The organism is Oceaniglobus indicus (assembly GCF_002751875.1).
Taxonomy (GTDB): domain Bacteria; phylum Pseudomonadota; class Alphaproteobacteria; order Rhodobacterales; family Rhodobacteraceae; genus Oceaniglobus; species Oceaniglobus indicus.
Map to the genome: position 1 here is coordinate 1 of NZ_NMZM01000016.1, position 24383 is coordinate 24383.

The 24383-nt window shown below is 67.9% G+C and carries 23 protein-coding genes; 19 read left to right on the forward strand and 4 right to left on the reverse strand.

Annotated elements, in window-relative coordinates:
- The 12 genes from CFP68_RS17110 to CFP68_RS17165 form a co-directional block, all read left to right on the forward strand.
- Window positions 1-523 (forward strand): TRAP transporter substrate-binding protein (locus CFP68_RS17110; RefSeq protein WP_145953482.1); only part of this gene is annotated, 523 nt, incomplete at its 5' end.
- Between the two features lie 55 nt (window positions 524-578).
- Window positions 579-1133, forward strand: a complete 555-nt coding sequence (locus CFP68_RS17115) for a TRAP transporter small permease (RefSeq protein ID WP_206601936.1) — start codon at window positions 579-581, stop codon at window positions 1131-1133.
- A complete protein-coding gene (locus tag CFP68_RS17120; protein WP_099828152.1) occupies window positions 1130-2416 on the forward strand; it encodes a TRAP transporter large permease in 1287 nt (428 codons plus the stop codon). The genes CFP68_RS17115 and CFP68_RS17120 overlap by 4 nt, the downstream gene beginning before the upstream one ends.
- Window positions 2417-2630: 214 nt before the next feature.
- Window positions 2631-3599 carry a Bug family tripartite tricarboxylate transporter substrate binding protein gene (locus CFP68_RS17125; RefSeq protein WP_206601937.1) on the forward strand — a complete coding sequence of 323 codons (969 nt, stop codon included), beginning with the start codon at window positions 2631-2633 and terminating at the stop codon, window positions 3597-3599.
- A gap of 64 nt (window positions 3600-3663) precedes the next feature.
- A complete protein-coding gene (locus CFP68_RS17130) occupies window positions 3664-4137 on the forward strand; it encodes a tripartite tricarboxylate transporter TctB family protein (protein ID WP_099828154.1) in 474 nt (157 codons plus the stop codon).
- Between the two features lie 6 nt (window positions 4138-4143).
- Window positions 4144-5637, forward strand: coding sequence for a tripartite tricarboxylate transporter permease (locus CFP68_RS17135; protein WP_099828155.1), 1494 nt, complete (start codon window positions 4144-4146; stop codon window positions 5635-5637).
- 135 nt (window positions 5638-5772) lie between these two features.
- The gene (locus CFP68_RS17140; RefSeq protein ID WP_099828156.1) at window positions 5773-6789 is read left to right on the forward strand and encodes a LacI family DNA-binding transcriptional regulator; all 1017 of its coding nucleotides are present in this window, start codon (window positions 5773-5775) and stop codon (window positions 6787-6789) included.
- A gap of 114 nt (window positions 6790-6903) precedes the next feature.
- Window positions 6904-8478, forward strand: coding sequence for an acyl CoA:acetate/3-ketoacid CoA transferase (locus tag CFP68_RS17145; RefSeq protein ID WP_099828157.1), 1575 nt, complete (start codon window positions 6904-6906; stop codon window positions 8476-8478).
- Window positions 8475-9242 (forward strand): enoyl-CoA hydratase/isomerase family protein, encoded by a 768-nt coding sequence (locus tag CFP68_RS17150; protein WP_099828158.1) that lies wholly within the window; start codon window positions 8475-8477, stop codon window positions 9240-9242. Before CFP68_RS17145 ends, CFP68_RS17150 begins: the two co-directional genes overlap by 4 nt.
- A gap of 2 nt (window positions 9243-9244) precedes the next feature.
- The gene (locus tag CFP68_RS17155) at window positions 9245-9997 is read left to right on the forward strand and encodes a 3-ketoacyl-ACP reductase (protein ID WP_099828159.1); all 753 of its coding nucleotides are present in this window, start codon (window positions 9245-9247) and stop codon (window positions 9995-9997) included.
- Between the two features lie 10 nt (window positions 9998-10007).
- A complete protein-coding gene (locus tag CFP68_RS17160) occupies window positions 10008-11174 on the forward strand; it encodes a DUF993 family protein (RefSeq protein WP_099828160.1) in 1167 nt (388 codons plus the stop codon).
- A 111-nt stretch (window positions 11175-11285) separates the two neighbouring features.
- The gene (locus CFP68_RS17165; RefSeq protein ID WP_099828161.1) at window positions 11286-12059 is read left to right on the forward strand and encodes a shikimate dehydrogenase family protein; all 774 of its coding nucleotides are present in this window, start codon (window positions 11286-11288) and stop codon (window positions 12057-12059) included.
- 75 nt (window positions 12060-12134) lie between these two features.
- Here CFP68_RS17165 and CFP68_RS17170 read toward each other — a convergent pair whose 3' ends face one another.
- The 3 genes from CFP68_RS17170 to CFP68_RS17180 form a co-directional block, all read right to left on the reverse strand.
- Window positions 12135-13439 (reverse strand): TRAP transporter large permease, encoded by a 1305-nt coding sequence (locus CFP68_RS17170; RefSeq protein ID WP_099828162.1) that lies wholly within the window; start codon window positions 13437-13439, stop codon window positions 12135-12137.
- A complete protein-coding gene (locus tag CFP68_RS17175) occupies window positions 13426-13920 on the reverse strand; it encodes a TRAP transporter small permease (RefSeq protein ID WP_099828163.1) in 495 nt (164 codons plus the stop codon). The genes CFP68_RS17170 and CFP68_RS17175 overlap by 14 nt, the downstream gene beginning before the upstream one ends.
- Window positions 13921-14016: 96 nt before the next feature.
- Window positions 14017-14997 (reverse strand): TRAP transporter substrate-binding protein, encoded by a 981-nt coding sequence (locus tag CFP68_RS17180; protein ID WP_099828164.1) that lies wholly within the window; start codon window positions 14995-14997, stop codon window positions 14017-14019.
- A gap of 174 nt (window positions 14998-15171) precedes the next feature.
- On the opposite strand from CFP68_RS17180, the gene CFP68_RS17185 reads away from it, so the two are divergent.
- Window positions 15172-15951, forward strand: coding sequence for an SDR family NAD(P)-dependent oxidoreductase (locus CFP68_RS17185; RefSeq protein WP_099828185.1), 780 nt, complete (start codon window positions 15172-15174; stop codon window positions 15949-15951).
- A 128-nt stretch (window positions 15952-16079) separates the two neighbouring features.
- Here the strand turns inward: CFP68_RS17185 and hemN are convergent, their stop codons facing one another.
- Complete coding sequence (hemN, locus tag CFP68_RS17190) at window positions 16080-17423, reverse strand: oxygen-independent coproporphyrinogen III oxidase (protein ID WP_099828165.1); 1344 nt, start codon at window positions 17421-17423, stop codon at window positions 16080-16082.
- Between the two features lie 70 nt (window positions 17424-17493).
- Between hemN and fnrL the strand changes: the two genes are divergently transcribed.
- The 6 genes from fnrL (at window position 17494) to CFP68_RS18540 (ending at window position 24382) form a co-directional block, all read left to right on the forward strand.
- Entirely contained in the window at window positions 17494-18255 is a 762-nt protein-coding gene (gene fnrL / locus CFP68_RS17195; RefSeq protein ID WP_099828166.1) for a transcriptional regulator FnrL, read from the forward strand.
- 86 nt (window positions 18256-18341) lie between these two features.
- Window positions 18342-19970: a cytochrome-c oxidase, cbb3-type subunit I gene (ccoN, locus tag CFP68_RS17200; protein ID WP_099828167.1), complete on the forward strand. Its 1629-nt coding sequence runs from the start codon at window positions 18342-18344 to the stop codon at window positions 19968-19970.
- A gap of 7 nt (window positions 19971-19977) precedes the next feature.
- Window positions 19978-20808: a cytochrome-c oxidase, cbb3-type subunit II gene (gene ccoO / locus CFP68_RS17205; protein ID WP_099828168.1), complete on the forward strand. Its 831-nt coding sequence runs from the start codon at window positions 19978-19980 to the stop codon at window positions 20806-20808.
- 8 nt (window positions 20809-20816) lie between these two features.
- Complete coding sequence (locus tag CFP68_RS17210; protein WP_099828169.1) at window positions 20817-21032, forward strand: cbb3-type cytochrome c oxidase subunit 3; 216 nt, start codon at window positions 20817-20819, stop codon at window positions 21030-21032.
- Entirely contained in the window at window positions 21025-22044 is a 1020-nt protein-coding gene (gene ccoP / locus CFP68_RS17215) for a cytochrome-c oxidase, cbb3-type subunit III (RefSeq protein WP_099828170.1), read from the forward strand. Before CFP68_RS17210 ends, ccoP begins: the two co-directional genes overlap by 8 nt.
- A 559-nt stretch (window positions 22045-22603) precedes the next feature.
- Window positions 22604-24382 (forward strand): 4Fe-4S dicluster domain-containing protein, encoded by a 1779-nt coding sequence (locus CFP68_RS18540; protein ID WP_241524146.1) that lies wholly within the window; start codon window positions 22604-22606, stop codon window positions 24380-24382.
- Window position 24383 lies beyond the last annotated feature (1 nt).

Consider the following 24383-nt stretch of genomic DNA (forward strand, 5'->3'; position numbering starts at 1 on the left):
CATCACCACCCCCGCCGACCTTGAGGGGCTGAAGATCCGCACGCCCAATTCCAGCTGGCGGGTGGCGATGTTCAAGGAATACGGCGCCAACCCGACGCCGATGTCGTTTTCCGAGGTGTTCGTGGCGCTGCAGACCGGCGTCATCGACGGCCAGGAAAACCCGCTGACCAACATCGCGGGCGGCAAGCTGAACGAGGTGCAGAAATACCTGTCGATGTCGGGCCACGTCTATTCGCCCGCCTATCCCACCGTCGGCATCACCGCGTTCGAAAAGCTGGACCCCGAGGTCCAGACCGTGCTGGCCGAAACCGCCGCCGAAGTCGCCCTGTGGGCGCGCGAGCAGGGCGAGGCCCAGGACGGCACGCTTCTGAAAGAGCTGGAAGAGGGCGGCATGGAAGTGAACCAGACCGACCGCGCGGCCTTTGTCGAAGCCTCCAAGCCGCTGTACGAGAAGTTCGCGACCGAGGTCGAGAACGGGCAGGCGATGATCGACCAGGCCCTGTCGCTGGCCGAAGGCTCCTGAGGGTGCGGGGTGGCGCCGTCCATGGTGCCACCCCCTTTCGTTTCAGACAGGCAACATGATGATTTCCAAGGTTTCCCGCGCGCTCGACGTCGTTCTTCAGGTCGTGACGCTGTCGCTGATCGTCGCCCTGACCTGCGTGATCCTGGCCGGGGTCGCCTTTCGCTATTCGGGCCGGTCGCTGATCTGGTATGACGAGGTGGCGGTGGTCATGCTGGCCTGGATCACCTTCCTGGGGGCCGCCCTGGCGACCCTGCGCAACGCGCACCTGGGGTTCAACGGGTTGCTGTTCGGCCTGCCGCCCGTGGGGCGCGCGGTGCTGTTCTGGCTGGGCGAGGCGATCTTCGTCGCCGTCTTCGCCATCGCCGCCTGGTCGGGCTGGGCGATCCTCGAGATCTTCGGCAACGAGACGATGACGACGCTGCGCTTCGTGCCGCGCTGGTTCATCCAGGGCATCCTGCCGGTCAGTGCCGCGCTGATGGTGCTGGGCCGGCTGCTGACATTGCCTGCCCGGCTGGGCGACGTGCGCGCCGGCCTTGACCCCGAAGCCCAGGAAATCGCGCATGAGATCGCGCGCGCCGAAGCCGAACTTGCCCGGGAGCATCGTTCATGACCGAAGGTCTCATCATCCTGTCGATGTTCCTGATGATCGCCATCGGCGTGCCGATCGCGGTGTCGATCCTGGGCGCGGCGCTGATCGGGATGTATCTTCTCAACGGCTCGCTCGGGTTCCTGAACGCGGCGCTGTCGCTGTATGACGGCGCCACCAGCTTTCCGCTGATCGCGATCCCGCTGTTCGTGCTGGCGGGGGCGCTGATGAACACCGGCGGCATTTCCACCCGGCTGATCACCTTCGTGTCGTCGCTGATCGGCTTCGTGCGCGGCGGCCTTGCCATGGTGAACGTCGGCGTGTCGCTGTTCTTTGCCGAAATCTCGGGCTCGGCCGTGGCCGACGTGGCCGCCACCGGGTCGATCCTGATCCCGGCGATGAAGAAGAAGGGCTATTCGCCCCGCTTCGCCGCCGCGATCACATCGTCGTCGGCGTCGCTGGCGATCATCATTCCGCCGTCGATCCCGATGATCCTCTATGGCGCGCTGTCGGACACGTCGATCGTGCAGCTGTTCGTCGCCGGCATCGTGCCGGGCCTTCTGGGGGCCGGGGGGCTGATGGCGCTCAGCTGGTATTTCGCGGTGAAGTACGATCTGCCGCGCGAGGAGGCGTTCGATCTGTGCCGCGTCTGGAGCACGTTCAAGGGCGCGGGCTGGGCGCTGGTGCTGCCGCTGATCATCCTGGGCGGCATCTTCGGCGGCATCGTCACCGCCACCGAGGGCGCCGGGCTGGCGGTTCTGGCGGCGCTGCTGATCGGCGGTTTCGTCTATCGCGAGCTGGACGCGCGCAAGCTCTATTCGGCGCTGGTGGACGGGGTGAACCAGACCGCCATCGTGATGCTGCTGGTGGCGGCCTCGGCGGTGCTGGGCCTGTATCTGACCGAAACCCAGCTGCCCCAAAGGCTGGCCGAGGGGATCACCACGATCACCACCAACAAGATCGCGGTGCTGCTGATCATCAACGTCTTCCTGCTGGGCGTGGGGATGGTGCTGCACGGGGCGGCGGCGATCATCCTGACGGTGCCGGTGTTCATGCCGCTGGTGCGCGAGATCGGCATTGATCCGGTGCATTTCGGCATCCTGCTGACGCTGAACATCGCGCTTGGCCAGCAGACCCCGCCGGTGGCCAGCGTGCTGATCACCGCCTGTTCCATCGCGAAAACCGACGTCTGGGCCACGACCCGCACCAACCTGCCGTTCATCGGCGTGCTGGTCGCGGTGCTGCTTCTGGTGACCTATGTGCCGGCCGTGCCGCTGTGGCTGGTGGGGCTGTTCTATGGATCCTGACGGCCGCCAGGATCGCGACAGAGGTCGATTGACAGTCGTTTGGCGCTGGTCAATGGTCGGTTTCTGACCGGATCGTGAACGCCGCCGATGGCGGCCGCGCAACGGTGCGGCCCGATCCGGGAGGGTGGATCGCGGCGGCAAGACGACCCCGAGCGCCGGTTCCGGCGGTCATCATTCAAGAAGTTCTGTGGAGGAATACATGCAAAGACGACACATGATCGCACTCGGTGCACTTCTGGCATCCGCCAGCATGCTGCCCGCATTGTCCGTGGCCGCGCAAGATTACCCCGAGCGCCCGATCCAGATGATCGTGCCATGGGGCGCCGGCGGCGGCACCGACGCGGTGGGCCGCGTCTTTGCCTCGCTGTTGCAGGAAGACCTGGGCGTGCCGGTCAACGTCGTGAACCGCACCGGCGGATCGGGCGTGGTGGGCCACAGCGCCATCGCGAACGCCGCCCCCGACGGCTATACCATCGGCATCATGACGATCGAGATCGACATGATGCACTGGCAGGGCCTGACCGACCTGACCTATGAGGATTACGACATCCTGGCGCTGGTCAACTCGGATCCCGGCGGCCTGATGGTCTCGGCCGACAGCGAATACCAGGACGTCGAATCGCTGCTGGCGGCGATCAAGTCGGAACCCAAGGGCACGTTCAAGGGATCGGGCACCGGACAGGGCGGCATCTGGCACCTGGGCCTGGCCGGCTGGCTGATGGCCGAGGGTCTTGACCCCGACCAGGTGACATGGGTGCCCAGCGAAGGCGCCGCCCCCGGCATCACCGACATGGTCGCCGGTGGCGTCGACCTGGTGCCGTCGTCCCTGGCCGAGGGCCGCTCGATGATCGAGGCGGGCCGCGTGAAGGCGCTGGCGACGATGTCCGAGGAACGCCAGGAGCTGTTCCCCGACGCGCAGACCATCAAGGAAGGGACCGGCACCGATTACACCCATGCGGTGTGGCGGTCGATCGCCGCCCCCGACGGGCTGCCCGACGACGTGAAGGCGACGCTCGAGGCCGCGATCAAGAAGGCCTATGACAGCGAGGAATACCAGAGCTTCATGAAGGACCGGGGCTTCGGCCTTCGCTGGGCCGACGCCGAAGAGGCGACCAAGGTCGTTGGCGACGACGACGCCCGGCTGGGCAAGGTGATGAAGGAAGCGGGACTCGCCGCCAACTGAGCCGGGGGGCGCCGTCCGCAAGGGCGGCGCCCCTTGCATCTTGCACACGTCAGCGGGGTCGAAAGTGAAGCTGAACGACATGCTCCTCGGGCTGCTGCTGGTGGCGGCGGCCATCGGCATCTGGATCTCGGCGCAGAATTTCTCGCGCCTGCCGAACCAGTCCTATGGATCCGAAACCATGCCGCTGGCGCTGTCGGGCGTGGCGCTTCTGCTGGGCCTGTTCATGATCGTGCGCAGCGTGATCGCCGGCGCGGCGATCCCCCGGGCCACGCTGCCCGCATGGGCCGAAACGCCCGGCGCGCTGGTCGCGCTGCTGGTCACGCTGGCGCTGATCGTCGGCTATATCGTGCTGGCCGGGCGGATCGGCTTCGTGCCGGTCGCCATCGCCCTGGTGCTGATCCTGATGCTGGTGATGCAGGTGCGCTGGTATCTGGCGCTGCCGCTGGCCATCGTCGCCACCATCGTGGTGCAACAGGCCTTTGCCCGTCTTCTTCTGGTGCCGCTGCCACGCAGCGGATTTCTGTCCTTTCTCTGGTAGGCGCCCATGTCCGTCATGATCGAGGCGCTCGGCCTTGTCTTTCAGCCCTATGTCCTGATCGTCATCGTCGCCTCGGCGGCGTTCGGGATGTTCGTCGGATCGATCCCCGGCCTGACCGCCACCATGGCGACCGCGCTGCTGGTGCCGATCACCTTCTTCATGGATCCGGTGCCCGCCATCGCCGCCATCGTCACCGCCACCGGCATGGCGATCTTTGCCGGCGACATTCCCGGCGCCCTGCTCAGGATGCCGGGCACCCCGGCCAGCGCCGCCTATGTCGAGGACGCTTACGCGATGACCCGCAAGGGCCGGTCGCAGGAGGCATTGGGCGCGGCGCTGGTGTTCTCGGCCATCGGCGGCATCTTCGGCACCATCGTGCTGATGACCGCTTCGCCGGTGCTGGCCGAGGTGGCGCTGAAATTCTCGTCGTTCGAATACTTCTGGCTGGTGGTGCTGGGCCTGTCCTGCGCGATCTTCGTGTCGCCCGGCGCCGTGTCCAAGGGGCTGATCGCCCTGCTGATCGGACTGTTCGCCGCCACCGTGGGTATCGACAACCCCGCCGGCCAGCCGCGCTATACCTTCGGCAACGTCGAATTGCTGGCCGGGGTGCAGTTCATCCCGGCGATGATCGGCCTGTTCGCGGTCTCCGAAGTCCTGCGCGCCGTGGTCAACCGCGACACGCCGCGCCCGCCGATCCCGAAGAACCGCGGCGGCGGCATCTTCCGCGACCAGTGGCGCAACCTGTGCCGCTATCCGGTGCAGGTGCTGCGCGGCAGCGCCTTCGGCACCGCCATCGGCGCGCTGCCCGGCGCGGGGGCCGACATCGCGGCCTGGATCTCGTATGCGATCTCGAAGCGCTTCTCGCGCGAGAAGGAAAAGTTCGGCACCGGCCACGTCGAGGGCCTGGTCGAGGCGGGCGCGTCCAACAACGCCGCCGTCAGCGGCGCGTGGATTCCCGCCCTGGTGTTCGGCATCCCCGGCGACAGCATCACCGCCATCGTGATCGGCGTGCTCTATATCAAGGGCATCAACCCCGGTCCCACGGTGTTCATCAACGACCCGCAGCTGATCTATGCGGTGTTCGTCGTGTTCCTGCTGGCCAACATCATCATGCTGCCCCTCGGCTGGGTGGCGATCAAGGCGGCGGGCACGGTCCTGTCGGTGCCCAGCAAGGTTCTGATGCCGATCATCCTGCTGTTCTGCATCGTCGGCTCCTTCGCCATCAACAACACCCCCTTCGGCGTGGTGCTGATGCTGATCTTCGGGGTGCTGGGATTCCTGATGGATGAAAACGACATCCCCATCGCGCCCGCGATCCTGGGCCTGGTGCTGGGGCCGATGCTCGAGCAGAACTTCATCACCTCGATGATCAAGGCCGACGGCAGTTTCCTGGCCTTCTTCGAACGTCCCATCGCCGCCGGCCTGGGCCTGTTCACCATCGCCATCTGGTGCATTCCCCTGATCGTCTGGGCCGTGACGCGGATGCGGCGCACCGCCTGATCGCGCCCCGACGGGGCGTTCACCGGGCCGTCATGTCGCATTGGGCATAGGTTATCGGCCATCCTGCGCTATTCTTGTCGAAGGGCAGGGGCGGGCGGATGTTGCCGTTCCCCGCATCGATGAAAAGGGGCGAAGATGGGCAAACGGCCGACCATCCTGACCGTTGCCGCGCGGGCGGGCGTATCGAAATCCACGGTATCGCTGGTGCTGCGCGACAGCCCGCTGGTGCATGGCGACACGGCCGAGGCGGTGCGCACCGCCATGGCCGAGGTCGGCTATGTCTACAACCGCGCGGCGGCGACCCTGCGCGGCAGCACGGTCAACCTGGTCGGCCTGGTCATCAACGACCTGCGCAACCCGTTCTTCACCGAATTCGCCACCTCGGTGCAGATGGCCCTGGACGGCCACGGCCATGCCGCGGTCATCGCCAACACCGACGAGGATCCGGCGACCCAGCACCGCGTCGTCGGCTCGATGATCGAACACGGCGTGCGCGGCGTGATCATCTCGCCCGCCTATGGCGACACCGGCGCGACCTTCGATCGGCTGGAACTGGCCGGCATCCCCACCCTGCAGGTGTTGCGCCGGACCGATCCGCAGCAGGGGCGCTTTCCCTTTGCCGGCTTCGACATACCCACCGGGGGCGCCCTGGCCGCGCGCCACCTGTTCGACCAGGGCGCGCGGCGAATCGCCTTTGTCGGCGGCTTGCAGGGGCGCGAGGTCACGGCGGAACGGATGGCCGGTTACCTGTCGGTCATGGCCGAGAAGGGCATCGCGCCGACCCTGTTCACCGGCGCGTCCACCCGCGCCTTCGGCCGCGAGACGGCCGACCTGCTGTGCACCCGCCACCCCGAAATCGACGCCGCGATCTGTTTCAACGACCAGGTCGCGCTTGGCATGATGGCCGGGTTCGCGCGCCATGGCCGCGCTCTCGGCTCGGGGTTCAAGCTGGTCGGATGCGACGACATCCGCGAATGCTCCGAGGTCTGGCCGCCGCTGTCGTCGATCAGCTGCGACATCGCCGCCTTCGGTCGCCAGAGCGCGGCACGGCTGCTCGACTGGATGGAGAACGGCACCCGCCCGGCACCGATCCAGCGCGCCGATGTGGCCCTGGTCGCCCGCGAAAGCAGCGACGCCGGCTTCCGCGGCTGAGCGGTGGGGGCGCCGCCCCGGACAATGATATGGAACGTTCCAAAAAACTCTGCTAGGATGGTGCGAACCATGCATCCCGGCCCCGCCGGACCGGTCAGGACAGGAAGGCACGCGATGACGGACAAGATGATCACCGCCGCAGAGGCCGCCGCACGCATCCCCGATGGCGCGACCGTCACCGTTTCGTCGTCCTCGGGGCTGGGCTGTCCCGATGCGGTGCTGGCCGCCATCGGCGCCCGGTTCGCCGCCGAAGGCCATCCGCGCGGGTTGACCACCCTGCACCCCATCGCGGCGGGCGACATGTATGGCGTCAAGGGGATCGACCACATCGCGCGCGACGGGTTGCTGGCGCGGGTGCTGGCGGGATCGTACCCGTCGGGGCCGTCGTCCCTGCCCATGCCCGAGATCTGGCGGATGATCGAGGACAACCGCGTCGCCGCCTACAACGTGCCCTCGGGGATCCTGTTCGACATGCACCGCGATGTCGCCGCGCGCCGCCCCGGCGTGCTGACCCGGACCGGGCTGGACACCTTCGTCGATCCGGTGCGCGAGGGGTGTGCCATGAACGCACGGGCGGCGGCGGATCCCATCGTCGCGCGGGTGGATTTCGGCGGCCGGACCTGGCTGCATTTCCCCAACATCGTGCCCGACGTGGCGATCCTGCGCGCCACCACCGCCGACACCCACGGCAACCTGACGTTCGAGCATGAGGGCGCGACCCTGGGCAACCTGGAACAGGCGATCGCGGTGCGCAATCACGGCGGCATCGTCATCGCCCAGGTCAAGCGGATGACGGCGCGCGGATCCCTGCGCCCCCATGACGTGCGGGTGCCGGGCCACCTGGTCGACGCCATCGTGGTGGCCCCCGACCAGATGCAGACCACCCAGACGCCCCACGATCCCGCCATCTCGGGCGAGATCATGCGCCCCTGGGACAGTTTCGACCTGGCCCCCCACGGCATCGAGAAGGTCATCGCCCGGCGCGCGGCCATGGAGCTGAAGCGCGGCGACACCGCCAACCTGGGCTTCGGCATCTCGGCCCTGATCCCGCGCGTGCTGCTTGAGGAAGGACAGGAACGCGCCGTCACCTGGGCCATCGAACAGGGCGCCGTCGGGGGGATGCCGCTGACCGGTTTCGCCTTCGGATGCGCATCCAACGCCGACGCCTTCGTCCCCGCACCCAGCCAGTTCACGTTCTTCCAGGGCGGCGGGTTCGACCGGTCGTTCCTGTCGTTCATGGAGGTGGACGTGCAGGGCAACGTCAACGTCTCGCGCCTGGCCAAGAAGCCGTGGCTGACGGCGGGCTGCGGCGGTTTCGTCGACATCACCGCCAACGCCCGGCGGATCGTGTTCTCGGGGTTCTTCGAGGCGGGGGCCGACCTGCGGCTGGACGATACCGGCATCACCGTCGCGGCCCCCGGCAAGTTCCCCAAGATGGTCGAACAGGTGGAACATGTCACGTTCTCGGGGCGGCGCGCGGTCGAGACGGGGCAGGAGGTGCTTTACGTCACCGAACGCTGCGTGATCCGGCTGACCGCCGAGGGGCTGGTGGCGACCGAGATCATGCCGGGGATCGATCCGGCCCGCGACATCGTGAACGCATCGCAGGGCCGCGTCGCCATCGCGCCCGACGCGCGCCCGATGGACGCCGCGCTGCTGCGCGACGCGCCCATGGGGCTGGTGCCATGAGCGCGGTGCACCTTGACCTCGACGGGCCGCTGGCCTTCGTGACGCTGGACAATCCCGGCAAGCTGAACGCCTTCACCCCCGACATGCTGCGCCAGCTGGAGCATCATTGTGCCCAGATCGACGCCACCACCGGGCTGCGCTGCGTGATCGTCCGCGCCGCCCCGGCCCGCGCCTTCTGTGCCGGGGCCGACATCAACGCCTGGGGCGATCTGGCGGCGGCGGAGTTCGCCCGCCACTGGGTGCGCGGCGGGCACCGGGTGTTCGACCGCCTGGCCCGGCTGCGCCTGCCCACCATTGCCGCGCTGGACGGCGGCGCCTTCGGCGGCGGTCTGGAACTGGCCGCCGCCTGCGATATCCGCGTGGCCGCGCCGAACGTGAGTTTCGCGCTGCCCGAACCCAAGGTCGGCGTGGTGCCGGGATGGTCGGGCACCCAGCGGCTGGCGCGGCTGCTGCCCGAGGCGGTGGTCAAGGAGATGGCGCTGTTCGCCCGCCCCCTCGACGCCGCGCGCGCCCATGCCCTGGGGTTCGTGGCCGAGATCGCCGGTGATCCGGCGGCCCGCGCGGTGGAGATCGCCGAAGCGATGCTGCCAACCTCGCCCCAGGCCACCGAGACGGTGAAATACATGCTCCACGCCGCGGTGGGCGAAGACCGCGGCGCGATGATCGAAACCCTGGCCGGCGGCATGATCGCGGCCAGCGCGGACAAGGCCGAAGGCGTCGCCGCCTTCCGCGCCAAGCGCCCGCCATCCTTCCCGGAGGGCTGAACATGGGATGCATCATCGTCACCGGCGGGCAGCGCGGCATCGGTCTGGGCATCGCCCGCGTCCTGCACGGGGCGGGCCACGCCGTGGCCATCGTGTCGGAAAGCGGTGATGCCGGCGTGATCGACGCGGCGCTGGCCGAAATCGGGCCACGGGCCGCGCATTTCCGCCACGATTTGCGCGACACCGACCGGATCCCGGCGCTGCTGGACAGCATCGCGGCCCGCATGGGAGCGCCCCATGCGCTGGTGTCCAACGCCGGGGTGGGGGCGCCGCAACGGGGCGACATGCTGACCCTGGCGCCCGACGCCTTCGATCTGGTCTCTGGCATCAACCTGCGCGGGACGTTCTTCCTGGCCCAGGCGGTGGCGCGCCGTCTGGTTGCCGCCCCTGCCGATCCCTATCGGTCCATGGTCTTCGTCACCTCGGTCAGCGCGCGCATGGCGTCCGAGGAACGGGCCGAATACTGCATGTCGAAGGCGGGGGCGGCCATGATGGTGGCGCTGTTCGCGCGGCGGTTGGCGCAGGACGGCATCGGCGTCTTCGAAATCCGCCCCGGCATCATCTCATCGCCGATGACGGCCCCGGTGCGCGAGCGTTACGACGGGCGCATCCGTGACGGCCTGGTGCCCGCCCGCCGCTGGGGCCTGCCCGAGGATGTGGCCCGGGCGGTGCTGCCCCTGATCGAGGGGCGCATGGCCTATTCCACCGGCGCCGTCATTCCCGTCGACGGTGGCCTGTCCATTCCCACCCTGTGAGGTATCGCCCATGCTGTTGCCCGAATCCGACGGAACGCTGACCCGGTATCAGCCGACGGGTGATCCGCTGACCCCGCGCGCGCCGCGCCGCGCCTTCACGCGCACCGCATTCGCCGCCGCGCACCTGGTGTCCGACCCGCTGGCCGACCACACCCCCTGGGGCGGGCGGCCCGCCATCGACTGGGACGCGACCCTGGGCGTGCGCCACGCGCTCTGGGATCAGGGGCTGCACCTGGCCGAGGCGATGGACACCGCGCAGCGCGGCATGGGCGTGGATTGGGCCACGGCGCGCGAGCTGATCGACCGCACCATGGCCGAGGCAAAGGCGCATTCCGCGCGCCCCCGCGTCGCCTGTGGCGCGGGCACCGATCATGTCGCCCCCGACCGGCTTGGATCGGAGGCCGCGATCCTGGACGCCTATCGCCACCAGATGCAGGTGATCGAGGCGGCGGGCGGCGAGATCATCCTGATGGCGACCCGCGCCCTGCCGGCGCTGGCCGCCGACCGCGACACCTATGCGCGGATCTATGGCACGCTGATCCGCGAGGCCGCGGCGCCGGTGATCCTGCACTGGCTTGGCCCGGCTTTCGATCCGGCGCTGGCGGGATACTGGGGCGACGCCGACATCGACACCGCCTCCGACACGCTGCTGTCGATCATCGCCGCCGATCCGGGCAAGGTGGACGGGGTCAAGATCTCGCTGCTGGACCGCGCCCACGAGGAGGCGTTCCGCCAACGCCTGCCCGCCGGGGTGAAGCTCTATACCGGGGACGATTTCAATTATGCCGAGCTGATCGCGGGCGACGGGCTGCATCATTCCGATGCGCTGTTGGGGATCTTTGCCGCCATCGCCCCCGCCGCCGCCCAGGCGCTGGAGGCGCTGGCCGAGGGCGAGCGGGCGGCATATGACGCGCTGCTGGCCCCCACGGTGCCGCTGAGCCGCGAGATCTTTTGCGCGCCGACCCGGTTCTACAAGGCCGGGATCGCGTTCCTGTCGTGGCTGAACGGCACCCAGGCGAATTTCACCATGCCCGCCGGGCTGCAGGCCAGCCGCGGCATCGTGCATTACGCCGAGGTGTTCCGCCTGGCCGACCGCGCCCGCCTGCTGGCCCGCCCCGACCTGGCGGAACAGCGGATGCGCGCATTGCTGACCACCCATGGCATCGATCCGCGCTGATGCATCCGAACCGCACGGGGGCCGCGCCATGACGGATACCGCCGCCGCGCCCCGTGCATGTCCGGCACGGCCCGGCCGAAGCGGCGGGGCCGGTCAGGGCGGGGTCGCGCGATGACCCGGCGAGTGTTCGCCATCATCGGCCATCCCGTCGGCCAGGTCCGATCCCCCGAGGTGTTCAACGCGCTGTTCGAACGCGACGGACAGGACGCGCGGATGGTGGCGCTGGACGTGACGCCCGAGGCCTTTGTCGGCGTTCTTGCCGGGCTGCACGGCATCGCCAATTTCGGCGGGCTGGTGGTGACGGTGCCCCACAAGATGCAGGCGGCGACCCTGGCCCATGTCCGCTCGGACCGGGTGGCGATCGTCGGCGCGGCGAACCTGTTGCGCCCGATCGAAGGGGGCTGGGCGGCGGACCTGTCCGACGGCATCGGGTTCGTCGAAGGGTTGCGGCAGGCCGGTTACGGGGTCGCGGGCCGGGCGGTGGCGGTGGTCGGCGCGGGGGGTGCGGGCCTGGCCATCGCCCAGGCGCTGTTGGCGGGGGGCGCGCGGGTGGCGATCTCGGATCTCGACGCCCGCCGCGCCCGCGACGCCGTTCGCTGCCTGTCGGGATCGGGCGACGTGACGGCAGGCCCGCCCGATCACAGTCACGATATCGTCGTCAACGCCACGCCGGTCGGCATGGCAGGCGACCCGCGGTTGCCGTTCGATCCCGGGGGTCTGGCCCCCGGCACCCTCGTGGCCGAGGCGATCATGACCCCCGCCGTCACGCCGCTGCTGCACGAAGCGGCCCGCCGGGGGCATCCGGTGCACGAAGGCCGTCACATGCTGGACGGCCAGGTGCCCGCGATCCGGGCGTTCCTGGGGATGGCGCCGGACCGGGCCTGAGACCGCGGCGCCGCGAAAGGCGCGTGTCCCGGCCCCTGTCACGCGGCCGGACCAGAGGCCCGGCCGCATGTCGCGTCAGTCGATGAAGGTCGGCATCATCCAGCGCGGCAGGGCCAGGATCAGGTCCGGCAGCAGGATGATCAGCATCAGCACACCCACCATGGGCAGCAGGATCACCACCACATCGCGCAGCGCGTCGATCATCCGGATCTTGCCGATCGCCGCCGCGATCAGCAGACACAGCCCATAGGGCGGGGTGACCAGCCCGAAGGCCAGGCTCATCACGCCGATGATCGCGAAGTGGATCGGGTGCATGCCGACGTGGACCGTCACCGGATAGAGCACGGTGCCGAGGATGATGATCGCCGGGATCGCGTCGATGAACATGCCGATCAGCAGGAAGGCCAGCGCGCTCATGATGCCGATGCCGACGATGCCGAGGCCCATCTGGTCGATCTGGTCCACCAGGGCGGCGGGGATCTTGAAATAGGCCAGGCACCAGCCGAAGGCCGACGCCGTGCCGATGCAGAACAGCGTGATCGCGGCAAAGCGCGCGCTGTCGTACAGGACCGCCGGAAGCTGGGTCGGCGCGATCGAGCGATAGACGAAGACGCCCAGGATCAGCGAATAGATCACCGCCACCACCGACGCCTCGGTCGGGGTGAAGAAGCCGCCGACAATGCCGCCGACGATGATGATCGGCGTCATCAGCGCCAGCGAGGCCGAGGCCCCGGCGCGCATCAGTTCCATGAAGGTCGACCGGTTGTGCACCGGATAGCCGCGCTTCTTGGCATAGAAATAGATCGTGATCATCTGCGACGCGGCGATCAGGATGCCCGGCACGACCCCGGCCAGGAACAGCCCGCCGATCGACACCGACATCAGACCGCCCCAGACCACCATCAGGATCGACGGCGGAATGATCACCCCCATCACCGACGAACAGGCGGTGATGGCGACCGAGAAGGACGCGTCGTAGCCTTCCTTGCGCATCTGCGGGATCAGCAGCGATCCGATCCCGGCGGCATCGGCGGTGGACGAGCCGGAAATCCCCGCAAACAGCATCGACACCACGACGTTGACATGGCCCAGACCCCCGGGCAGGTGCCCGACCATGGCCCGCGCCAGCCGGATCAGCCGGTCGGTGATGCCCGACGAGTTCATCAGGTTCGCCGCCAGAAGGAAGAACGGCACCGCCAGCAGGACGAACGAGTTGTAGCTCTTGAACATCTCGCGCATCAGCAGGATCGGCGTCAGCCGGTCCTCGATGAAGAACACGGGCACCACGGCAAGTCCCAGCGCAAAGGCCACCGGCACCCGCAGGAAGATCAATACCCCGAACGTGCCGAACAGGATGGCGGCGACTTCAGCTGGTCCCATGGGACTCTCCCGTGCGCAGTTCTGCAAGATCGTCGAGCATCCGCTCGAGGGTGAACACCACCCATGTCACCCCGGCCATCGGCCAGCCGATATAGATGGCCAGCATCGGCAACCCCGAGATTTCCGATTGCTGGCGTGCCCCCAGCTTGCCGAAGTCCCAACCCCACCACAGGAACGACAGCCCCATGATCAGGATCGCGACATTGACGAATTGCGCCATCGCGAATTCGACCGTCCGGTTCGAACTGTGCGGCAACACGTCGACGTCGAAATGGGTGCGGTCGCGCACGCCGATCATCGCGCCGATCAGGATCAGCCAGACGAAACAGAAGCGGGCGATTTCCTCGGTCCAGATATAACGCGGGATCAGGCCGGTATAGCGGCTGAGGATCTGCATCGTCACGGGGACCAGCAGCACCCCCATCAGAACCGTCAGCACGAGTTTCAGGAAACGATAATAACCGTTCAGCAGGACACGCATCGCCACTCACACTTCGAGGCAGGGTGTTGCAGGGAGAAAAGGACAGGCGGGCGCGCGAACCATGCCGCGCGCCCTGGAACCATCACCTTTCGGCGATCATTCGACGGCGTTGATCGACTCGAGAACGTCGGTCGCGCCCAGTTCCTCGGCATAGGCACGCTTCACCGGCTCGGCCAGTTCCAGAAGCTTGTCACGCTCGGTGAACTCGTGGGTCTTCAGCAGGCCGGCGGCCTCCATCTCTTCCAGCTTCTTGCTGTCCTCGCCGCTTTCCACGTCGCGGCCCAGCTTGCCACCGGCCTTGCCGGCCTTCAGGACGCATTCCTGCTCCTCGGGGGTCAGCCGCTCGTAGGTGGCGTTCGAGAACGCGATCGGGCGCACCGTGATCGCGTGCTTGGTCAGCGCGATGTCGGGGCCGACTTCATAGAACTTCATCTGCTGGATGCCCGCCGCCTCGTTTTCGGCGGCGTCGATCACGCCGGTCTGGATGGCGTTGTAGACCTCGTCATAGGCGATGACCGACGGTGCCGCCTGGATCGCCTCGAAGATGCGGGTCTGGATCGGCGCGCCCATGACGCGCATCGGCAGGCCCTTCAGCTCCTCCATGTTCGTCACCGGCTTGTTGACGATCAGGTTGCGGGTGCCGCCCCCGGCATAGCCGATCAGGCGCACGTTGGCCTGTTCCAGCACGTCCTGGGCCAGCGGCGCCAGCGCGTCCTGCTCCATCACCGCGTTCCAGTGGTCCAGGTCGCGGAACAGGAACGGCATGTCCATCAGCGGCGCCTTCTGGCTGAAGGTCGACATGTGCGACGGGCTGACGACGGCGTAATCGACGGCGATCCCCTGGGCCATGTTCTCGAAGTAATCCTTCTCGAGACCCAGTTCCGAGTTCTTGTGCAGATCGAACGTCAGCGACCCGCCCGAGCATTCGCTTGCCACGCGTTCGAATTCGCGCAGTGCCTTGGTGAAGGCATGCTCCTCGTCGAACTGCACGGCGCCGACCAGTTCGGTCGCGTGGATCGGTGCGGCGATCAGGGCCGCAAGGCTGACACCAAGGGCCAGTCCGGCTGAATTCTTCATAATACATTTCCCCCCTGGGTGGCCGCGATTACCGCGCCCCCATTGCTTTTGGATCGTTCCACAAGTATTGCACGGGTTCCGGATTCCACGCAAGGTTTGTCTTTGCGGCCAGACCCGTCAGAGACCGGCGCGGGATCGCACGACCATCGGCTCTTCATGCAACAGGATCAAACCATGTCCAATTTCCCCTACACGTTGTCGGAATTTTCCGGAAAATCCGTTCTCATCACCGGCGCATCCACCGGCATCGGCGCCGCCCTGGCACGGGCCTTTGCCGCCCAGGGCGCCAAGGTGGGCGTGCATTACAATTCCAGCCGTGACGCCGCCGAAACCCTGGCCGGCGAGATCCGCGATGCCGGCGGCACCGTCGAGCTGATCCAGGCCGACGCCTGCGACGCCGACGCCTTCGGCCGCGCGATCGAGGATGCGGCGGGCGCCCTTGGCGGGCTGCACGGGCTGATCAATAACGCCGGCGGCATGGTGCGGCGCGTGCCCTATGCCGAAGCCACCGAGAAGGATTACGAGGAGATCATGGACCTGAACGCGCGGTCGATCATCACCGCCTCGCGCGTGGCCTTTCCGCACCTGAAAAAACAGGGCGGTTTCGTCATCAACACCACGTCGGTGGCGGCGCGCAACGGTGCCGGCGGCGGCGCGGGCATGTATGGCTCGTCCAAGGCGTTCGTGTCGAACGTGACCCGCGGCATGGCCAAGGAATGGATCGGCCACGGCATCCGCGTCAACGCGGTCGCCCCCGGCGTCATCACCACGCCGTTCCACGAGCGGTATTCGACCAGGGAACAGCTGGACGCGATGCTGGCGACGGTGCCCCAGGGCCGGCTGGGCGTGGCCGAGGATTGTGTCGGCGCCTACATGTTCCTCGCCTCGGACGCGCTGGCCGGCTACATCATCGGCCAGACCATCGAGGTGAACGGCGGCCAGTTGATGCCGTAAGGCGGCCGCGTCGGCCCTCCCGCCTCCGTCATGCAGGGGCGGGAGGGCCGACACCACCGGACAACCCCATCGTGACAGCCCCCTTTCGGGCGCCTGCCGACGGCCCCGTTTCCGGCGCCGGTTCGTGCTCAGACGGCCATGCTGTGGCGGCCCTCGGGCGAGGCATAGGCGTCGAATTCCACCGCGATCATCCGCGCCAGGTGGCGGGCGTCGTCGCGGATCGTCAGCACGCCGTCACCGTCCAGCGTGACCGCACCCCCCCAGGCCTGCGCCGCCCGCGCCGTCAGCGCGCGCACCGTGTCGGGATCGTCCGACATCGCCGGATCGACCCGGAAATCGCACAACAGCCGTTCGATCGCCGCACCGCGCACCCGGTCCTCGGCGGTTTCGGCATGGCCGCGCAGGGTGGCGGGGCGGCCCTTGGCCACCCGTGCCTTCCAGTCGGCGGTGCCCGAGGCGTTCTGGGCATGGCCGCCCGGCAACCGCGAGATCGCCGAGGCGCCCAGCCCGATCAGCGTCTGCGCCGCATCCGTCGTATAGCCCTGGAAATTGCGCCGCAGGGTGCCCGCGCGGGCCGCGACGGCCATGGAATCCCCGGGGCGGGCGAAATGGTCGATGCCGATCTGCTGGTATCCCGCCGCGGTGAACCGTTCGGCCGCCAGAAGCGACAGCTCCAGCCGCGCCGCCCCGTCGGGCAGGTCGTCGGCGCGGATCATCACCTGGCGTTTCGACGCCCAGGGCACATGGGCATAGCCATAGAGCGCCAGGCGGTCGGGGTTCAGCGACAGCGCCATGTCGATGGTGCGGTTCAGGCTGGCCCGGTCCTGTTTCGGCAGACCATACAGCAGATCCAGGTTCACCGCCGCGATATCGCGCGCGCGCAGGCCGTCGACCGCCGCCTTCGTCTGCTCGAAGCTCTGGGGGCGGCCGATGGCGGCCTGCACCGCCGGTTCGAAATCCTGCACCCCCAGGCTGGCCCGCGTCACGCCCGAGGCGGCCAGCGCGTCCAGCCGGGGGCCGTCGATTTCCGTCGGATCGACCTCGACCGAGATCTCGGCGTCGGCGGCACGGGGGAACCGCGCCTCGAGCAGGGTGAACAGCCGCACCAGAAGGTCGGGCGGCAGGAACGTCGGCGTGCCGCCCCCGAGGTGCAGGTGCGCCACCGACACCGCACCGGGCAGCGCCGCGCGGATGATGTCGGCCTCGGCTTCCAGCGCGTCGACATAGGGCGCCAGGGGGGCCTCGCTCTGGGTGCCCTGGGTGCGGCAGGCGCAGAACCAGCACAGCCGCCGGCAGAACGGAATATGCGCATAAAGCGAGATCCGCGTGCCCGGTTCGATCCGGCTCAGCCAGCGCAACGCCGTATCGGCACCGATGTCCGGTCCGAACTGCGTCGCGGGCGGATAACTGGTATAACGGGGGGCGCGCGCCGACAGCGCCCGTTCCGTCAGCTTCGGGTCAAGGTGTATCATGTTGTCACATAAGCCCGATCCCGGCGCGCCGCGCCTTGATTCAGGTCAAGCGGAATGGCAGATACGCGCCATGACACATATCGATCCCTCCCTGGCCGATCTGACCCGCGCGGGCCGCACCCTGGCCGGCCCCGGCTGTTCGCAATGCCCGATCCGCCACCGGGCGATCTGCGCCACCTGCGAGGACAGCGAACTGGACCGCCTCGAGGGGATGAAATCCTATCATACCTGGCGCGCCGGCGAGACGATCGTCATGGAGGGCGCCGACCTGGCCTTTGTCGGATCGGTGGTCAGCGGCTGCGCGACCCTGACCCGGTCGATGGAGGATGGCCGGATGCAGATGGTCGGCCTGCTGATGCCGTCGGATTTCATCGGCCGCAACGACCGCGCCGTCGCCGCCTATGAGGTCGTCGCCGCCACCGATGTCACCTTCTGCATGTTCCGGCGCGCCGAATTCCGCCAGATGATGCGCGAGACGCCCCACGTCATGGAACGGATGCTGGAGATGTCGCTGGACGAACTGGACGCCGCGCGCGACTGGATGATCGTTCTCGGCCGCAAGACCGCGCGCGAGAAGGTCGCGACCCTGCTGGCCAACATCCTGCGCCGGGTGTCGACCCAGGGCAGCCCGCTGCACGCGCAACTGCCGCTGACGCGGGATGCGATGGCAACCTACCTGGGGCTGACCATCGAAACGGTCAGCCGGCAGATGACCGCGCTGCGCAAGGACGGACTGATCGATCTGGACGGGCGGCGCGGGATCAGCTGCCGCGACCTGTCGGCCCTGCTGGCCGAAGCCGGCGACGACGAGGACGGTCAATCCCCGGCCTGACACGAACTTGACCTGAATCAAGGTGCCGGTCAGATTATTTTGACATTGCACGCGCAAAGCCTGCCGGAAAGGGAAGCACAATTCACATGTCGTATTATCTGAGAGGCCCCTCCGGCTATGCACTGCTGGCGGCCCTGGGCCTGATCGCGCTTGCTTCGGCGATCGCGGCCAATTTCGCCCGCGACCTTGCATACCTGGTTCACGCGCTGCTGATCATGGCCGTCGCGGCGGGCCTGTTCGTCGCGACCATGCGCGCCATGCCGGTCGATGACGGCCCCGCCGTCGCACCGCCGCGCCCCACCGGATACATGGACGGGCCGATCCGCTATGGCGTGATCGCCACCGCGTTCTGGGGTGTCGTCGGGTTCCTGGCCGGCACCTACATCGCGTTCCAGCTGGCGTTTCCCGCGCTGAACATCGAATGGGCGCAACCCTATGCCAACTTCGGCCGCCTGCGCCCGCTGCACACCTCGGCGGTGATCTTCGCCTTCGGCGGCAACGCGCTGATCGCCACGTCGTTCTATGTCGTGCAGCGCACCAGCGCCGCGCGGCTGTGGGGCGGTCCCGCCGCATGGTTCGTCTTCTGGGGCTATCAGCTGTTCATCGTGCTGGCCGCCACCGGCTATCTGCTGGGCGCGACCCAGTCGAAGGAATACGCCGAGCCCGAATGGTATGTCGACATCTGGCTGACCATCGTCTGGCTGACCTACCTGGCCGTCTTCATGGGCACGATCATCAACCGGCGCGAACGCCACATCTATGTCGCCAACTGGTTCTACCTGGCGTTCATCGTCACCGTCGCCATGCTGCATGTGGTCAACAACCTGTCGATCCCGGTGTCGATCTTCGGCTCGAAGTCGGTCCAGGTCTTCGCGGGCGTGCAGGACGCGATGACCCAGTGGTGGTACGGCCACAACGCCGTCGGCTTCTTCCTGACCGCCGGGTTCCTGGGGATGATGTATTACTTCGTGCCGAAACAGGCTGGGCGCCCGGTCTATTCCTACAAGCTGTCGATCATCCACTTCTGGGCGCTGATCTTCCTCTATATCTGGGCCGGGCCGCACCATCTGCACTATACCGCGCTTCCCGACTGGGCGGCGACGCTGGGCATGGTGTTCTCGATCATCCTGTGGATGCCGTCCTGGGGGGGCATGATCAACGGCCTGATGACCCTTCAGGGGGCCTGGGACAAGATCCGCACCGACCCGATCATCCGCATGTTCGTCGCCTCGCTGGCATTCTACGGGATGTCGACGTTCGAGGGGCCGATGATGTCGATCCGCGCCGTGAACTCGCTGTCGCATTACACCGACTGGACCATCGGACACGTCCATTCCGGCGCGCTTGGCTGGAACGGCATGATCACCTTCGGGGCGCTGTATTTCCTGACGCCGAAACTCTGGGGCCGCAAGCAGATGTATTCCATGTCCGCGATCAACGCCCACTTCTGGCTCGCGACCATCGGGATCGTGCTTTACGCGTCGTCCATGTGGGTCACCGGCATCATGGAGGGCCTGATGTGGCGCGAGGTCGACGCCAACGGCTTCCTCGTCAACTCGTTCGCCGACACGGTGGATGCCAAGTTTCCGATGTACGTCGTGCGGGCCGTCGGTGGTGCGCTTTACGTGGCGGGCGGAATCATCATGGTGTGGAACATGTGGATGACCATCCGCGATCCCCGCGCCGTCGCCGTCGTCGCAACGCCCGCGGAGTAGTAGTAGAATGAGCAAGGACCCGAGAAGCCCGGACTATGATCCGAAGGACGACCCCAAGGTCGCGACCGCATCGGACGCGCCCGGGGAAATCCCCAACGAACTGCCGCCCGAGACGCAGACGATCACCTTTCACCAGCGGTTCGAACGCAACGCCACCCTGTTGCTGATCGGCAGCTTCGCGGTGGTGTCGGTGGGCGGCATCGTCGAGATCGCGCCACTGTTCTGGCTGGAGAACACGATCGAGAAGGTCGAGGGCATGCGCCCCTATTCGCCGCTGGAGCTGACCGGGCGCGACATCTACGTGCGCGAGGGCTGTTACCTGTGCCACAGCCAGATGATCCGCCCGATGCGCGACGAGGTCGAACGCTATGGCCATTATTCGCTGGCCGCGGAATCGATGTACGACCACCCGCACCAGTGGGGCTCCAAGCGCACCGGACCCGACCTGGCCCGGATCGGCGGCCGCTACAGCGACGAATGGCACGTCGATCACCTGATGGACCCGCAATCGGTGGTGCCCGAAAGCGTGATGCCGAAATACGCCTTCCTGTCGGACACCCTGATCGACGGCGAACATGTCGGCGACCTGGTGGCGACGCACCGGATGGTGGGCGTGCCCTATACCGATGACATGGTGAACGCGGCGCGGGCCGACTTCCGGGTGCAGACCGATCCGTTCGGCGATATCGACGGGTTGCTCGAACGCTATCCGGGCGCGCAGGTGCGCAATTTCGACGGCCGCCCCGGCACTTCGGAAATGGATGCGCTGATCGCCTACCTGCAGATGCTGGGCACGCTGGTCGACTTCTCGACCTTCACCCCCGACCCGGACCGCTAGGAGCGACGATGGAGACCTATTCCTTCCTGCGCTACCTGGCCGACAGCTGGGTGCTGCTGATCCTCACCGGAATCTTCCTCGGTGTGATCGTCTGGGCGTTCCGCCCCGGCTCGCGCGCCATGCACGACGATGCGGCGGCGGTGCCGTTCCGGCATGACGATGACACTATCCCCCCCCGCCACCGCGCCACGGGCGACGTGACGAAAGGCCAACCGGATGTCTGACGACAAGCACAGCCACGAAAAACGCATCGATGAAGAGACAGGCACCGAAACCACAGGCCACAGCTGGGACGGCATCGAGGAGCTGAACACGCCGCTGCCGCGCTGGTGGCTGTGGACGTTCTACGGGACCATCGTCTGGGGGGTGATCTATACCATCCTCTATCCGGCCTGGCCGCTGGTGTCGGGCACGACGCGCGGCGTTCTCGACTGGACCACCCGCGGCGAGGTGGCGGCAAAGATCGAAACCGTCCGCCTGTCCAACGCCGAGCTGACCGAGAGCCTGGTCAACATCGACCTCGGTGTGCTGGACCGCAACGAGGATCTGCACCGCTTCGCCGTCTCGGCCGGGGCGTCGGTCTTCGCCAACAATTGTTCGCAATGCCACGGCGCGGGCGCGGCGGGCGTTCAGGCCGCCGGCTATCCCAACCTGCTGGACGACGACTGGCTCTGGGGCGGACAGATCACCGACATCGCCATGACCGTGCGCCACGGCATCCGCAACGAAGACGACCCCGATGCCCGCTACTCCGAGATGCCGGCCTTCGGCGAGATCCTGGAAGACGCGGAAATCGCCACGCTGGTGACCTATGTGCGCAGCCTGTCGGGGCTCGAGGAGGAAACCGCCGAGGGCGCCGAGCTGTATCTGGACAACTGCTCGGCCTGCCACGGCGAAGAGGGCCTGGGCGACCGCGAACTGGGCGCGCCGAACCTGACCGATGCGATCTGGCTCTATGGCGGCACCCCCGAGGCGGTGCGCTATACGATCGAGAACGCCCGCTTCGGCGTCATGCCGCCCTGGGGCGAACGCCTGGGCGAGGCGCAGGTGCGCGCGGTCGCGGCCTATGTCCACGGCCTGGGCGGCGGCGAGGCCGAACCGCAGGTCGAGGAAGAACCGACCGCCGACGAGATGGAAGAGGCCGCCGACGTGCCCGACGCCAGCTTCCCGGCGGACGCCGAAGAGACACCGACCGAAGCGGGCGAAGCGCCGGTCGAACCCGTCGTGCCCGAGTAACGGCACCCGAGCTGCGGCGATCGCGCGGCTGGTCCGTGCGACCGCCGCGTTGCCCGCCGCGCGAACCGGGAGGCGTGCGGCGGGCGATCCGTTTCCCGCCGGCCCGGGTCTCCGGGTCCGCGTTCTGCGCGTGCCGAAGGGGCGCATGGCCGTCGCGCAACGTCCAGGCGCGCGGTCTCGTCAGCGCGCGGCAGTCGCGCAAATGTCCAGGCGCGCGGCCATCGCGCGACAAATCTGCGCATGTCCGCCGCGCGACCTTCACAAAGCGCGCCCCCGGACCGACATTCAGGGCTGCACGGATCCGTCGCACGGGCCCGCGCGCAAGCCACAGCACGCGACCCTTCGCGTCACCCGCACGGCGCGCTATCCTGCGCCATAGCCACGGCGCGACCCTCGCGCCATAACACCAGCGCGCGTCTGTCGCGCGACAACACCAGCGCGCGGCCATCGCGCGAGAACACCAACGCGCGGCCATCGCGCAAAAATCACAGCGCGTGTCCCGCGCAAGAAATCACAGCGCGCGTTCCGCGCGACCCTGCCCCAGAACGGATTGCGCCCGATGTCCGACGCCCCCCTCTTCGCCGCCCGTGAACCCGTCTTTCCCCGCCGGGTCTCGGGGTTCTTCCGCCGCCTCAAGTGGTGGATCATGGCGATCACGCTGGGGATCTATTACCTGGTGCCCTGGATCCGCTGGGACCGGGGCCCTGCCCTGCCCGACCAGGCGGTGCTGATCGATCTTGCGAACCGGCGGTTCTATTTCTTCTGGATCGAGATCTGGCCCCATGAATTCTATTTCGTCGCGGGCCTGCTGATCATGGCCGGGCTGGGGCTGTTCCTGTTCACCTCGGCGCTCGGCCGGGTCTGGTGCGGCTATGCCTGTCCGCAGACGGTGTGGACCGATCTGTTCCTGCTGGTCGAACGCTGGATCGAGGGCGACCGCAACGCCCGGGTGCGACTGTTCAAGGCCCCCTGGGGCGCGCGCAAGTGGCGCCTCAGGATCACCAAGTGGGTCGTCTGGCTGCTGATCGCGGTGGCCACCGGCGGCGCCTGGGTGTTCTATTTCGCCGACGCCCCCACCCTGTTGCGCCAGCTGGTGACCTTCGACGCCCCCATGGTCGCCTATGCCACCATCGGCATCCTGACCGCCACCACCTTCGTCTTCGGCGGCTTCATGCGCGAACAGGTCTGCATCTACATGTGCCCCTGGCCGCGCATCCAGGGCGCGATGATGGACGAGGGCACCCTGACCGTCGGCTACCGCGACTGGCGCGGCGAGCCGCGCGGCCGCGGCAACGCGCGCCGCGCCGCCGTGGCCGCCGATGTCGGCCCGGCCTCGCCCGTCCGTTACGGCGCGGGGGCCGACAAGGACGCCGCCGCCGCGCCCGTCTCGCTGGACGTGGCGGGGGGCCGCGTGTCGCGCGAGGGCGAGACGCTGGGCGATTGCATCGACTGCATGGCCTGCGTCAACGTCTGCCCCATGGGCATCGACATCCGCGAGGGCCAGCAGATGGAATGCATCACCTGCGCGCTGTGCATCGATGCCTGCGACGAGGTGATGGCCAAGATCGGCCGCCCGCGCGGGTTGATCGACTATCTGGCGCTGGACGACCGCCCGCCGGTCCTGCCCGGTGAACACGCCCCGGTGCGCCCGTTCGGCGTCGACGCCCCCGGCGACGACAGCGGCGCCGAAACCGGCGTGCCTGCCGCCACCGCGGCCGCGCGTGCGGATCTGACGGCCGATGCGACCGCCACCGTCCCGGACACGTCAACCGCCACCGTTCCGGACACGTCAACCGCCACCGTTCCGGTGGACGGCGCCCCCGCCCCTGCCCCGAACGCCGCCGATCGTCCCTTCGTCATGCCCCACAGCCAGGACTGGACCCCGGTGCCGCTGTGGAAGCACGTCTTCCGGCCCCGCACCATCGTCTATACCGTGATCTGGGCCGCCATCGGCTTCGGTCTGCTGTTCGCGCTGTTCATCCGCCCCGATGTCGAACTGACCGTGGCGCCGATCCGCAACCCCACCTTCGTGACGATGTCGGACGGGACGATCCGCAACACCTATGACATCCGCCTGCGCAACAAGCATGGCGAGCCGCGCGATTTCCAGTTGTCGGTCACCTCGGACGGCGCGCTGGACATCACCCTGGAAGGGCGCGACGGCACCTCGGTCAAGGTGCCCCCCGACAGCACCCTGTTGCAGCGCGTCTATGTCACCGCCCCGTCGGGCACCCCCGCGGCCGAGGCCGAGCGCACCGAGTTCCGGTTCTGGGTCGAGGACACGGCATCGGGCGAACGGGCCTGGCGCGACACGCTGTTCAACGGCAAGGAGAGCTAGG